Origin of the sequence: Sandaracinus amylolyticus (genome assembly GCF_021631985.1) — a bacterium.
GTDB classification, from domain to species: domain Bacteria; phylum Myxococcota_A; class Polyangia; order Polyangiales; family Sandaracinaceae; genus Sandaracinus; species Sandaracinus amylolyticus_A.
The window spans coordinates 3655461-3668716 of sequence record NZ_CP070225.1 but is presented as its reverse complement, the minus strand read 5'-3'; the positions used below and the strand labels follow the sequence as shown (position 1 = coordinate 3668716).

The 13256-nt window shown below is 74.3% G+C and carries 10 protein-coding genes; 3 read left to right on the top strand and 7 right to left on the bottom strand.

Annotated elements, in window-relative coordinates; all coding sequences use genetic code 11:
• Nucleotides 1-104 precede the first annotated feature (104 nt).
• Nucleotides 105-971, top strand: coding sequence for a peptide chain release factor N(5)-glutamine methyltransferase (gene prmC / locus I5071_RS15160; RefSeq protein ID WP_236606166.1), 867 nt, complete (start codon nucleotides 105-107; stop codon nucleotides 969-971).
• The gene (locus tag I5071_RS15155) at nucleotides 968-1717 is read left to right on the top strand and encodes a DUF547 domain-containing protein (protein WP_236606165.1); all 750 of its coding nucleotides are present in this window, start codon (nucleotides 968-970) and stop codon (nucleotides 1715-1717) included. The genes prmC and I5071_RS15155 overlap by 4 nt, the downstream gene beginning before the upstream one ends.
• Before the next feature lie 320 nt (nucleotides 1718-2037).
• Here the strand turns inward: I5071_RS15155 and I5071_RS15150 are convergent, their stop codons facing one another.
• Nucleotides 2038-2430, bottom strand: a complete 393-nt coding sequence (locus I5071_RS15150) for a hypothetical protein (RefSeq protein WP_236606164.1) — start codon at nucleotides 2428-2430, stop codon at nucleotides 2038-2040.
• Between the two features lie 23 nt (nucleotides 2431-2453).
• Nucleotides 2454-3464, bottom strand: a complete 1011-nt coding sequence (locus I5071_RS15145; RefSeq protein WP_236606163.1) for a cytochrome c oxidase subunit II — start codon at nucleotides 3462-3464, stop codon at nucleotides 2454-2456.
• Nucleotides 3465-3817: 353 nt separating this feature from the next.
• Here I5071_RS15145 and I5071_RS15140 point away from each other — a divergent pair, with 353 nt between their 5' ends.
• A complete protein-coding gene (locus tag I5071_RS15140) occupies nucleotides 3818-4591 on the top strand; it encodes a hypothetical protein (protein WP_236606162.1) in 774 nt (257 codons plus the stop codon).
• Nucleotides 4592-4607: 16 nt separating this feature from the next.
• On the opposite strand, the gene I5071_RS15135 is transcribed toward I5071_RS15140, so the two are convergent.
• From I5071_RS15135 to I5071_RS15115, 5 genes are read right to left on the bottom strand one after another with little or no spacing between them, the layout of a single operon-like run.
• Nucleotides 4608-6686 (bottom strand): vWA domain-containing protein, encoded by a 2079-nt coding sequence (locus tag I5071_RS15135; RefSeq protein ID WP_236606161.1) that lies wholly within the window; start codon nucleotides 6684-6686, stop codon nucleotides 4608-4610.
• Complete coding sequence (locus I5071_RS15130; protein WP_236606160.1) at nucleotides 6686-7591, bottom strand: DUF58 domain-containing protein; 906 nt, start codon at nucleotides 7589-7591, stop codon at nucleotides 6686-6688. Before I5071_RS15130 ends, I5071_RS15135 begins: the two co-directional genes overlap by 1 nt.
• On the bottom strand, nucleotides 7591-8628 hold the full coding sequence (locus I5071_RS15125; protein WP_236607647.1) for an AAA family ATPase: 1038 nt from the start codon (nucleotides 8626-8628) through the stop codon (nucleotides 7591-7593). Before I5071_RS15125 ends, I5071_RS15130 begins: the two co-directional genes overlap by 1 nt.
• A gap of 28 nt (nucleotides 8629-8656) precedes the next feature.
• Nucleotides 8657-10237 (bottom strand): peptidase MA family metallohydrolase, encoded by a 1581-nt coding sequence (locus I5071_RS15120; RefSeq protein WP_236606159.1) that lies wholly within the window; start codon nucleotides 10235-10237, stop codon nucleotides 8657-8659.
• A complete protein-coding gene (locus tag I5071_RS15115) occupies nucleotides 10234-13203 on the bottom strand; it encodes a DUF4175 family protein (protein WP_236606158.1) in 2970 nt (989 codons plus the stop codon). The genes I5071_RS15120 and I5071_RS15115 overlap by 4 nt, the downstream gene beginning before the upstream one ends.
• Nucleotides 13204-13256 lie beyond the last annotated feature (53 nt).

The window sequence follows — 13256 nt, the reverse complement described above, 5'->3', positions numbered from 1 at the left end:
AGTTTTTGACGCGTCCTGACCCAACGGTCAGCGATCCGCGTCTCGAAACGCGGACGCCGACGTTGCCCTTTGCGGTGCGCGGAGCGCTCCGCTACTGACGCGCGGTGCAGCAAGCCGAGCGCTGGACGATCCGCCGCGTCGTGAAGTGGAGCGCCGACGACTTCGCGTCCCGCGGGATCGAGTCGTCGCGGCTCGACGCCGAGCTGCTCGTCGCGCACGCGCTCGGGCTCGACCGGGTGAAGCTCTACATGGATCTCGACCGTCCGCTCGCCCCCGACGAGCTGACGAAGATCCGCGAGCTGGTGCTGCGCCGCCGGAAGCGCGAGCCGGTCGCGTACATCCTCGGGCGGCGCGAGTTCTTCGGGCGCAGCTTCGAGGTCTCGCCCGCGGTCCTCATTCCTCGGCCCGACACCGAGACCCTGATCGAGGCGGCGCTGGAGCGACTGCCCGAGGACACGACCGGCGCGGTGCTCGACCTCTGCACCGGCAGCGGCGCGATCGCGGTGACCCTCGCCGCCGAGCGCCCGGGCATCGCGGTCGACGCGACCGATCTCAGCGAGGCCGCCCTCGAGGTCGCGAAGAAGAACGCGGAGACACTCGGGGTCTCGGCGCGGGTGCGCTTCCACCACGGCGACCTCTTCGCGGCGCTGCCCGGTCCCCGCGAGTACGCGCTGATCGCCTGCAACCCGCCGTACATCGCGGAGAGCGAGCGGGCGGGCCTCGCGCCCGACGTCGTGCAGCACGAGCCCGGGATGGCGCTCTTCAGCGGCTCCGAGGGCCTCGACGTGCTGCGCCGCTTGTGCGCCGAGGCCCCGAAGTGGCTCGCGCCCGGCGCGTCGATCCTGATCGAGGTCGGCGCGGGACAGGCGCCGGCGGTGATCGCGCTGCTGGAGCGCGCGGGCCTGGTCGAGGGCAGGGCGCACCAGGATCTCGGCGGGCACGAGCGGGTCGTCGAGGCGAAGCGGGCTTGAAGCGGATCGCGCGCTGCGACGTAGTAGAGGTCGTGCGCGCGCTGCTCCTCGCGATGGTGGTGTCGCTGGTGCCGAGCCTGGCCTCGGCGCTCGACGTCGAGCCCTGGGACCGCGTGCTGCGCGCCCACGCGCGCGGCGAGGGCTTCGACTACGCGGGGCTCGCGCGCGACGAGGCGGGCCGTCGCGACCTCGCGACCTTCCTCGAGGGAGTTGCGCTGATGCGCGAGGACGAGCCGCTCTCGTCGTGGCTCAACGCGTACGACGCGATCGTGGTCAGCGAGATCGTCGAGCGCTGGCCGCTCGAGAGCGTGATGCGGGTGCCGGGCTTCTTCGATCGCGAGCGCCATCGGGTCGCCGGTCGCGAGCGGACGCTCGACGACATCGAGCATCGCGTCATCCGCGCCCGGTTCCGCGACGCGCGCGTGCACGCGGCGCTGGTGTGCGGCGCGCGATCGTGCCCGGCGCTGCATCCGCGCGCGTTCCGGGAGAGCGACCTCGACGCGACCCTCGATCGGCTGACCCGCGCCTGGATGGCGAGCGACCGCGGGCTGCGGGTGGAAGGCGGAACCGTGAGGGCGTCGGCGATCCTCACGTGGTACAGCGCGGACTTCGAGCGCGATGGCGGGAGCGTGCTCGGATGGATTCGTCGGTATGCGCCGGAGCGGGTCCGGGGGATCTCGGATGCGACGGTGGTGGGGGAGCTCGGCTACGACTGGTCGGTGAATCAGTCGGCAGCGCTCCGGTGAGTGGCGCGGGAGGAGGGTCCGGCGGTCCGGTACTCGCGCCTGCCTGACGAGCGCGGCGCGAGCGTCGGGCAGCGGAGGGTCGATCGCGCCGCGCGCGTTGCGCTCTGGCGCGCTCGACCACCTCAGTCTCGTCGGGGTGTCTGGCCGGCGCGCTGCGTGGGACCGCCGGACCCTCCTCCCGCGCCCGGTACGGCTTCGGCCCGCCCTTGGGTGAGGTGGTGAAGAGCTCGCCCCCGGTCCGCGCTGTTCGCGCGGCCCGAGCGCTCGCGCGTAGCACCGCGCTTCGCGCGTGTGCGCGCTGTCGCGCGTGAATTCCGAGCTCAGAGCGTCTGCGCGCGCAGTCGGAAGGGCTCGAGGGCGCAACGAAGCAGCTCGCGGTCAGGCGGGTCGGCTTCGTCGATCGCGCGCTCGATCACGGCGGGGCGCGACGCGAGCCAACGCGTGATCGCGTCGGACGTCTCGGTGGAGGTCCAGACATCGAGGGTGCGCTGGTACGTGAGGGACTCGAGGAACGGGATGAGCACTGCGCGCGACTTGAACGCGTAGCGTTTCAGGTCGTCGGCCGTGAGGTCGCGGAGCGGTGCGCGATGCAGGCGCGCGCGATCGGCGTCGGTGACGCAGCACGGGCAACCTCGGACCGCGGGTGGCCGCGGATAGCGGGCGAACACGCGATAGAGCTGCTCGATCGCATCGCGGAGCGGCGGGGTGATCACTTGCCGAGCGTAGCGCCCGACGATCACAGCGTGCGCAGGTACTCGAGGAGCGCGTCGAGCTGCTCGTCGCTCATCCGGATGCGCGGCATCACGGGATCGAACCCCGCGACGACGCGCGCGTGCGGCTGGAGAATGGCCTCGCGCACGTAGGCCTCGTCGGCGATCACGACCTCGCCGCTCGCCATCCGGACCTCGCGCCCGAAGAGCGCGTGGAGGCTCGGCCCGGCGAGGGGTGGCGCGCCTTCCTCGCGCGCGTGGCACGCGGTGCAGCCCTTCATCGAGAACAGCTGCTGGCCCCACTCGAGCGTCGTGGCGGGCGGGAACCCGAGACAGCCCGGCGTGCTCACCCACGCGTCGAAGTCTTCGGGGCGCATCACCAGGATCTCGGCGCTCATCGTCGCGTGGCCCGCGTTCGGTCCCCAGCGCCCGCTCGCACCGCAGAGCTCGGCGCAGAGGATCGGTGCGCGGTACCAGATGCGCCGCGCGTCGGGCACGGAGAGATCGCCCTCCAGCGGGACGTCGGGGCGCTCGATCGCCTCGAACCACAGCGACGTGAACGTTCCGGGCACCGCGTCGCGCTTCACGCGCAGCTCGGGCGCGAAGAACGAGTGGATCACGTCCGACGACGAGAGCACCAAGCGCACCGCCCGTCCCGCTGGGACGTGGAGCTCGTTGTCCTCCGTGATCCCGTTCGGATGCTCGAACTCCCACGCCCACTGACGCGCCCGCGCGTGCACGACGTAGGCGTCGTCGGGCGCGATCGACTGGCGGAGATACGCCTGGAAGCCCCAGTGGAACATCAGGGCGAAGGGGACGACCGGCGCGACCGCCCAAGCGAGCTCGAGCGCGAGCCACGCGCGCGAGACGCTCGGTGGGGCGGCTGCGACACCGCGCCGGCGACGATGCCTGACTGCGAGCACGACGAGCGCGATGACCACGACCGCGAGCGCGATCGCCGCCGTGCCGTGGACGAACGCGAAGATCCGGTCGACCTCCGGCGCGAACGTCGAGAGCGCGGGCGGCAGCGGGCGCACGGCGGGACGCTGGGGTCGGCGCGCGGGCGCGGCACGTCCAAACTGCGAGCGCGATCGCCGCGCGCGTCGATCACGGGTCCTCCAGAGGAGGTGGGATCGTCGCGCGCGTCGATCACGGGTCCTCCGGAGGAGGTGGGATCGTCGCGCGCGTCGATCACGGGTCCTTCGGAGCAGGTGGAACCGTCGCGCGCGTCGATCTGGGTCCTCGGGAGGACGTGGAACCGTCGCGCGCGTCGATCACGGGTCCTCCGGAGGACCCGTGATCGTCATGCGGGACGCAACGCGCGCTTCGTCGCTCCGATGTCCTGGGTGCGCCGCGACGAGGAGGTCGCCGCGTCACGAAGGAGACGCCCGTGCCGAGCCCGATCGAGATCGACTACCGAGCCTATGCCTCGAACATCCGTGTCACCGCAGAGAGCGCGATGCCGCTCGCGCGCCGCCTCCAGAAGGCGCTGCCGGACGACGCGACGCCGCTCCAGACGCGCTACTGCCGCGAGGTGGTCGCCGCGGCGGAGCTCGTGCAGCAGGTCAAGTCGGAGAGGGACCGCCTGGCGCCCGAGAAGCTCCGGCCGATCAAGCTCCTGTTCCAGAACGACTGGGGCGCGCTGCACGACACCCTCAGCGGGACGAGCCGCGTCCGCGTCGGCAATCGCGGCGCCCGCGCGGCGAAGCTGCTCCAGACGCTCTTCACCGACGGACTCGTGTTCACGCTCCTCGAAGCCGACGAGGCGTGGTCGGAGGCGAAGCGTCGCCTCGATCGCATCGAGGCCGAGTCGCTCGCGGACGAGCTCACCGAGATCGTCGGCGCCGAGTTCCTCGACGGTGTGAAGCTGGGGACGCGCGAGCTCGCGGAAGCGATCGGCGTCGGCCGCGGCACGCGCGAGCTCGCGAGCCCCAACGGGCTCCAGGCCGCCCTCGCGGAGTTCGGTCGCGCCGTCGGTCAGTACATGCGCGCGCTGCTCGCCGACGTCGACGAGCGTGATCCGGCGACCGTGCAGCGCTTCGCGAAGGCCGTGGGGGCCGTCGACCAGTACCGCAGCACGCCGATGCGCGCGCCGACGAGCGAGACCCCGCCGGCGCGCGACGGCGCCCCCGCGAACGGGGGAGGTGAGACGCCGGTGACGTGATCGCGAAGCGTGACGGTCAGGCGGTCGCGCCGCGCTCGCGGCGGGCGCGGGCGACGCGCAGCGTGCCCTCCGCGACCGCCATCAGTCCGACCAGCGCGAAGAGCCAGGGCGCCATCGAGCGGCGCACCACCGTGCGGGTCGTGCTCTGCGCGACGCCGTCCTCTCGCGCGCCGTCGTCCTCGTCGGTCGTCAGCGCGCGCGGCGTCAGATCGCTCTCCTCGGCGGGCGGCGCGATCACGAACGCGGAGCGCGGCGCCTCTTCGCGGGTGCGCTCCGCGGTCGAGATCTGCACGCGCCACGCGCCGGGCTCGTCGAGCCCGCCGAGATCGATCGGGCGGCCGAGCGCGCGCTGGTCGTGCTCGATCAAACGTCCGCTCGGCGCGATCAGCACCAGCTCGGTCGCCCCGGGCGGCGCGCGCAGCTCGGGCGCGTGACCGGGCGCGAACGGCGCGTCGGGCATGCTCCCCGGCGGCGCGAGGGCGCGCACCAGGCGCACCGCGAGCGGCAGGAACCCGGGGCGGTACGGGAGATCGCTCCACGCGTCGTCGAGCGTGGTGCCGAGGATCGCGACCCGACGCGCGGGGTCGAGCACCAGGGCCGGCGTTCCGTCGGGCCACGCGAGCAGCACCTCGGCCCCGGCGTGGGGCTCCATCGCGAGCCGCCGCGTCGCGCGCACCGCCTCGAGGCCGCTCGCGCCCGCGGGCAGGAGCGCGCTCGGTGCTTCGCCGCGCGTCATGCCGACGACCTCGCCGGTCGTGGCTGCGATCACCCGCGCCGGGAGCACCGACTCGAGGCGCGCCCACGCGCCGGGCTGCACCCGATCGCCCGCTGCGACGAGCAGCCCGCCGCCGCGCTCGACGTGCTCGGTGATCTTCGTCGCGAGCGCGCTGCCTCCGCGCAGCTCGACGTTCGCGAGCACCACGACGTCGACGTCGTCGAGGCCGGTGCCGAGGAACGTGTCGGGGTCGACCGCGCGCTGCACGAACCCCCCCTCGCTGCGCGGCGCGAGCGAGAGCGCCTGCGCGAGGAAGCGCACCTCCTCGCCGCCTCCACCGAGGCGACGACGACCCAGGGGCTGGGGATCGCCGTCGACCATCAGCACCCGCGGCGCCGACGCCGGACGCAGCAGCACGCCGCGGCGATCGTCGAGCGGCAGCGCGTCGGGCTCGCTCGGCGCGAGCGCGACCTCGGCGGTGGGATCGCCGCCTGCGGGCGCGTCGACGTGCAGCGTCGTGCGGCCGCCGCGCTCGGTGAGCGCGACCTCGCCCCGCGCCAGCTCGCTCACCCCGCGGCGCACCACGACCGGCACCCGATCGGGCGGCACGCCGCCGAACGAGCGGATCTCGATCGCGATCGCGAGCTGCCCGGGGGTCGTGGGATCGGAGGTCGCGAGGGCGGAGACCAGCGCGAGGTTCGGCGCGCCTTCGTCGGGACCGATGCGCTCGTTCTCGACGGTCACGTCGCGGGCGCCGGCGGGCTCGCCCTCGCCGGCGTGGCGGGCGTGATCCGAGAGCACGACGACGCGCCGCACCGGGTGGCGCGCGCCCGCGAGCTGACGGGTGGCGAGCTCGATGGCGCCCGCGAGATCGGTGCCCCGTGCGCCGCCGGCGCGCACGCCGTCGAGGCGCGAGCGGGCGAGCGCGAGATCGTCGGTGCGCGGCGCGAGCAGGCGCGGCGCGTCGCCCGCCAGCACCAGCACGACCTCGGACTCCGCGGGCAGCGCGCCGATCACCTCGCGCGCGCGATCGACCGCGTGATCGAGCAGCGTCGCGCTCCCCGCGGCGCGCGACATCGACATCGAGTCGTCGATCACGATCGCGACGCTCGCCTGGCGCCCGTCGCCCCACGCGAGGGTCGCGGTCGCGAACGGCGCGGCGAGCGCGAGCGCCGCGAGCGCGACGAGCGCGATGCGCGAGGCGAGCAGGAGATGATCGACGACCCGCACCCGGCGCCGGCTCGCGACGTCGGCCTTGCGCAGCAGCGCGATGGTCGGCAGCGCGCGCAGCGGCACGTCGCGCCGGCGCAACAGGTGCGCGACGATCGGCACCGCGACCGCGAGCAGTCCGAGCAGCGCCCAGGGCGCGGCGAACCCCATCAGCGACGTCTCCCCGGCGCGGCGAGCACCTCGGCGAGCACACGCTCGACCGGCTCGTCGGTGCGCACGAGGCGATAACGCGCGCCGGCCGCAGTGCAGCGGGCGCGGCACGCGTCGAGGAACGACTGCAGCTCGCGCAGGTACCCCTCGCGCAGCGCGCTGGGATCGACGTCGAGCGGGACCTCGCCCTCGAGCCCGTGGAAGCGGGTCGGCCCGTCGAACGGGAGCTCGAGCTCCTCGGGGTGCATGACCTGGAACACCCAGACCTCGTGCCCGCGGTGCACCAGCTGATCGATCGGCGTGAGCGCGTGGTCGCCGAAGTCGAGCAGATCGCTGGCGATGGCGACCACGCCGCGACGCCCGGCGCGCTCCGCCGCGGCGGTGAGCGCGGCGCGGAGATCGGTGCTCGCTTCCTGCTCGACCGGGGTCGCGAGCTCGCCGAGGACCAGCTCGAGGTGCGCGGGGCGCGAGCGCGCGGGCAGGCTCGCGATGACGTCCCGCGCGAAGCGCACCACGCCCGCGGCATCGCCCTGACGCACCAGCACGAGCCCCAGCGCGGCGAGCAGCGTCGCGGCCTGCTCGGACTTGCTCGGTCCTTCGTCCTTCGCGCCCGCGAAGTCCATCGAGGCCGACGAATCGAGCACCAGCGTCGCGCGGAGCTGGGTCTCCTGCTCGAAGCGCTTGATGGTGTGGCGATCGCTGCGCGCGTAGGCGCGCCAGTCGAGGAGGCGCAGATCGTCGCCCGGGCGGTACTCGCGGTGCTCGACGAACACCACGCTCGCGCCGCGGTGCGGCGAGCGGTGTACGCCCGAGAGCACACCCTCGACCGCGCGGCGCGCCTTGAGCGAGAGGTTCGCGATCCGCGCGCGGATCGCGGGATCGAGCACCTGTCGCTCGTCCGCCATCAGGCGCGCGTCGCCTCGAGCAGGCGCTGGACGAGATCCGCGGCGCGCACGCCCTCGGCCTCGGCGCGGAAGCTCGCGACGATGCGGTGGCGCAGCACCGGCGTGGCGAGCGCGCGCACGTCTTCGACCTCGGCGGCGAAGCGCCCGTCGAGCACCGCGCGCGCCTTGGCGCCCATCACCAGCGCCTGCGACGCGCGGGGACCGGCGCCGAACGCGACGTAGCTCTTCACGAAGTCGGGCGCGCCGCTCTCCTCGGGGCGCGAGAGCCGCACGAGCTTCACCGCGTGCTCGATGACGTGCGGCGCGACCGGGACGCGCGGCACGAGCGCCTGCAGGTCGAGGATCTCCTCGCGCGTGAGCACGGCCGTCGGCGGCTCGCCGATCGGCGCGGTGGTGCGCCGCACGATCTCCATCTCTTCGTCGGCGCTCGGATAGCCGACGTCGATCTGGAAGAGGAAGCGATCGAGCTGGGCCTCGGGCAGCGGGTACGTGCCCTCCTGCTCGATCGGGTTCTGGGTCGCGAAGACGAGGTAGGGCAGCTCGAGCGGGTAGGTCTTGCCGCCCGCGGTGACGCGCCCCTCGGCCATCGCCTGGAGCAGCGCGGCCTGGGTCTTCGGCGGGGTGCGGTTGATCTCGTCGGCGAGCAGGACGTTCGTGAACACCGGGCCCGGCACGAAGCGGAAGCGTCGCTCGCCGCTCGCGGGGTCTTCCTCGAGCACGTCGGTGCCGGTGATGTCGGTCGGCATCAGATCCGGCGTGAACTGGATGCGGCTCGAGCGCAGCGAGAGCACCTCGGCGAGCGTCGAGATGAGCAGCGTCTTCGCGAGCCCCGGCACGCCGACGAAGAGGCCGTGCCCGCGCGCGAAGAGCGAGATCAGCATCAGCTCGATGACGTCGTCCTGGCCGACGATGCGCTTCTTCACCTCGGCGACGAGGCGACGTCGTGCGTCGGCGAGGCGCTCGACGCGCTCGACATCGGTCACCTCGGGGCGCTGCGCGGCTGCGCTCTCAGCAGGGCTGGTCCCGTCCACGTCGATCGTCTCCACCACTGGCGTGTCTAGCTGGTTACCGCGACCCCTGCAGGTCGCGGCACATTCCGTTCTCGCGCGCCCGCTCGCTCTCGCTGGTCGCGACCTGCGCGAGATCGCAGTGCGGCTGGGGATCGAACGGGTTGAGGCGCAGGGCCTCGAGGCTCGCGGCGCGCGCCTGCTCGTGCTCTCCGCGCGCGAGGTGCGCCGAGCCGAGCACGGCCCAGAGGGGCTCGTGATCGGGCCAGCGCTCGGTGAGCGGACCGAGGACCGCGATCGCGCGGTCGGGCGCGCCGCCGGCGAGCGAGGCGCGGGCGAGGCGGCTGCCGACGATGGGATCGCCCTCGGCGTTCTCCCACGCGCGGCCGTACTCGTGCGACGCGGCGAGCGGGCGCTGGCGCGACCACAGGAGATCGCCGATGCGGAGGTGACGGCGCGCGGTCTCGACCCGCACCTCCTGGGTGTCGTCGACCTCGGCCTCGCCGTGGCGGAACACCGGTCGCGCGAGCGCGGGCGCCGGTCCTTCGGCGTCGGGGCGCTCGCGCAGCTCGGCGCGCCATGCGCGCTCGAGCTCGTCCCAGCCGGTGTCCGCGACCTCGGCGAACGCGGCGCGCGCGTCGGTCCCGTCGGCCACCAGCTGCACGACGCGCCGCAACCCGTCGCGCCCGTGCACCCGGCGGAAGCGCTCCACGAAGGTCGAGACCTGCGCGAACGCGAGCGCGGCGTCCTCGGCGCTCGGGAGCATCGCGATCGACGGGTGCAGTCGATCGAACGAGAGGAGCTGATCGTTCTGCACCGCGCGGCGCAGCAGGAAGTCGCTCGCGGGATCGAGCCGCACCGCGGGCTCGCCGCCGCGCCACGTGCGCTCGAGGAAGCGCGCGACGCCCTCCTGCATCCACACCGGCGCGCGATCGCGCGACGCGCGCGAGAGCACCATGTGCACGAACTCGTGGCCCAGGGTGTCGGCCCACGGATAGCCGCGCACCAGCGCGCGCGGGCTGGTGATCATCAGGCGGTCCCACTTGCAGAGCGCGATGGTGCCGGTGCGCTCGATCTCCTCGACCGAGAGGCTCGACACCTCGGAGAGGGTCGCGGCGGTCGGGTAGATCTCGACGCGGATCGGACCAGGGACCCGCACGCCGAGCTCGCGCTGCATCGCCTCGTCGGCGGCGCGCATGGTCTCGATGGCGTACTCGGCGAGCACGCGATCGGGGCCCGGGCTGAAGCGCACGACGTAGCGGCCGTCCTCGGAGCGCTGCTCGACCTGGCGCCGGGTGACCTCGCGGGTCGCCCACATGAGGCGGTAGATCTCGACGCGCTCCTCGGGCGATCGCAGGTGCGTCGCGCGCACCACCGAGGCCGCGCCGTCGCGCGCCGCGCCCGCGTAGTCGCCGCGGACGAAGCGCAGCATCGCGCGCTCCCAGCGCACGTCGGGATCGTCGGGATAGCTCGTGGCGAGGGCCGTGATGAGGGGCTCGGCCTGCTCGATGCGCACCTCGTCGATCGCGATCGCGGCATCGCGCAGCCGCGCGCCGTCGTCGCCGGGCGGGAGCGCGTGCGCCAGCGTGGGCACGAGCGCCGACAGCGAGATCGCGATCGCGAGGGCACGGAGCCTCATCGCAGGAGCCCTTCGTAGTAGCGCTGCACCGACTCCTCGTATCCCTGGGGCGGCGACTCGTGCATGGCATCCAGGAGACGCCTCCGGAGATCCATGGGCCCCTCGAACTGATTCGGATCGTGGATCTGCACGCGGCGGCGGAAATCGGGGGCCGCGCTTCCGTCGTCGCCGCCTCCACCGCCGCCGCTCGAGCGCTGCATGTCCTGCTCGATCTGCTCGCGGAGCTCGGTGAGGCGACGCGCCGCTTCTTCCTGGGCGCGCGACGCGGTCGCGGGATCGCCGCGATCGAGCCCGCGCGCGCCTTCCTCCATGAGGCGCGCGATCTCGCCGAGCTGCTCGGCGGCGTCGGGCGAGAGCGGCTGACCGTCGGGGCCTGCCTCGAACGCCTCCGCGAGATCGCCCGCCGCGCCGCGCGCGGTGCGCTGGCGGGGCGCATCGCCCGAGAGCTGTCCGCGCTCACCGTCGCCGAGGTGATCGCCGAGGTCGGGCAGCGCCTCGTCGAGCGACGCGCGCAGCTCCGAGAGGCGTCGCTCCGCTTGCTGCGCGGCCTGCGCGGCGCGGGCGGTCTGTCCCTCGTGCCCGGGGAACATCATCGCGTCGAGCGCGAGGTCGCGGGAGAGATCGCCGAGCTGCTCCTCGGCGCTCGCGACCATACGGCTCGCCTCGCCGAGATCGCCGGTGGAGAGCGCGTCCTCGGCGTCGCGGATGCGCTGCTGGATCGCGTCGAACGAGTCGCGCTCGAGCGAGGTGAGGCGCTCGCGGTCGATCGGCGAGAGCGCCTCGCGCACCTCGCGCGCGCGTCCCGCGAGTCGGCGGGCCGCCTCTTCGCCGCGCGCGCCCGCTGCTTCGAGGGCGCGACGGGCCGCGGAGCCGCGCACGTCGGTGGTGCGGCGCGCGAGCTCGCGCTGCTCGCCCTCGAGGCCGTGGAGGCGATCGAGCGCGTCGGCGAGCGCCTGATCGCGCGGCCCGAAGCGCTCCTCGGCGAAGCTCTCCTCGCTCGCGCCGAGCGCGCGGGCGAGGGCGTCGATCTCCTGCTCGAGGCGGGTGAGCGCCTGGCTCGCGGCGTCGAGATCGCCGCGCTCCACCGACTCGCGCAGCTGCTCGAGCGCCTGCTGGGTCTCGCGGGCCTCGGCCTCCTGCGCGTTCGCGAACTCCTGGGGCACCGCGGTGCCGAGCCGCGACATCCGGGCGCGCAGATCCTCGAGGCGCTGCTGGGCGCGCGCGATCGCCGCGAGCAACGCAGCGCGCGCCTCGGGGGTGTCGGCGCGCTGGAGCTCGCGCAGCAGCGAGGCGATCTCGCGGCGCAGCGACTCGAGCTCGCGCGCGATCGCCGCGGCGTCCTCGATGCGGGCGCGCGTCAGCAGATCGGCGAGGAGCAGGACGTCTTCCTCGAGCTCGGTGACCGAGCGCGCGTCGATGCGCTGCCGCTGCGCGAGCGCGGCGACGTTCGGCACGTGCGCCCGCATCTCCTCGAAGAGCAGGCGGCGGATGCGCGTGCTCGCCTCGCCATAGAGCGCGGCGTCGGTGCGGCGGGTCTCGCCGGAGCGGGCGCGCGAAGCGAATCCGTCGAGCGAGAAGAGCAGGCGCTCGGTGACGGCGCGCAGCGCGTCGAAGCGAGCGCGCGCCTGCGGCTCCTGGTCGGTCACCGGCATCTCGAGGCGATCGGCGAGGGTGGCGACCGCGAGATCGACGAGCTCCTGGAGCGCGTCGAGGGACTCGTCGCGCCGGGTCGCCTCGGAGGCGAGGGTGAGGGTGCGGGTCTCGGAGCGCCCGATGTGGGGGCCGCTGACGTCGTCGCCGTCGCTCGCCTCGATCCACACCTCGACGCGATCCCCCGGCGACGCGCCGAGATCGGCGAGCGCGAGCTGATCGTCGCCGGTGAGCTCGGTGCGCAGCGCCTCGGGCGTCGCGATGCGGCGGCGCTGCTCGCGACCGTCCGCGCCCTTCACCACGAGATCGACGGCGACCACGCCGACGTCGTCGTGCGCCTCGAAGAGCACGGTGAGGGTCTCGGTGCCCTCGACGATCGCGTCCTCGGCGGGCGAGAGCATCGAGACGCGCGGCGTCTCGTCGGGGAGCACGTGGATCGAGCGCACCGTCGCGTCGCGCACCCAGCGACCGTCGTCGGCGCGGAGACGAATGCCGAGCGGGCCATCGGTGCGCACCAGGAAGCGCGCGACCCAGCGCTCGCCGTCGCGCTCCATCGCGACCTCGGTGCCCGCCGCGTCGAGCGTCGCGGCGGTGGCGTCGAATCGGGCACGACCCGAGAGCTCGACGCTGGTGCCGAGCGGGAGCTCGAGGCGCGAAGGATCGGCGATCACCGTCGCGCCACGCCCGAGGTACCCCGGGAAGACGAGGCGCGCCTGCACCGCCTCGAGCGCGGCCGCGACGCGGACTCCTTCGGCGTCCTGCTCGCCGGGATGGACCAGCGCCCACGCGCCCGCCGCCGCGCGATCGATGCCGAAGACGAGGCCCGCCGCGATCCCGAGCGCGAGCGCGCCGCCGATCACCGTCGGATGTCGCAGCCACTTCCCGGTGGGCACCACGCGCTCCGCGGGGACCCGCGCGATCTCGGCGCCGAGCCGCTGGGCGTGGGCCGCCACGAGCTGGCTCGACGCGCCGGCGGCGATCGGCGCCGCGCTCAGCTCGAACGCGGTGCGCAGCGGCGAGACCAGCTCGGGCCGCATCGAGGCGACGAGCCGCGCCGCGCCGCTCCCCGCGAGGGCGCGCGCCGGTGCGATCGCGAGCCCCGCAGCGACCGCCGCGCCGACGATCGCGCTCGACCACACCAGGATCACGATCGCGGACGCGGCGAGGGGCCCCGCGATCCACGCCCCGATCGCGAGCACCGCGGTCGCCGCCCCCAGCGCTGCGACGACGGCGCGCGCAGCGAGAAGGAGCGTGGCGCGCGCGCGGAGGCGGGCGAGGTAGCGAGAGGCCGCCGTCGCGGCCTGGGACGGAGGCACGCCGGGAATCTAGCACCCGCTCTCCCGACCGGGACCCGTCGGCACGACGAAGC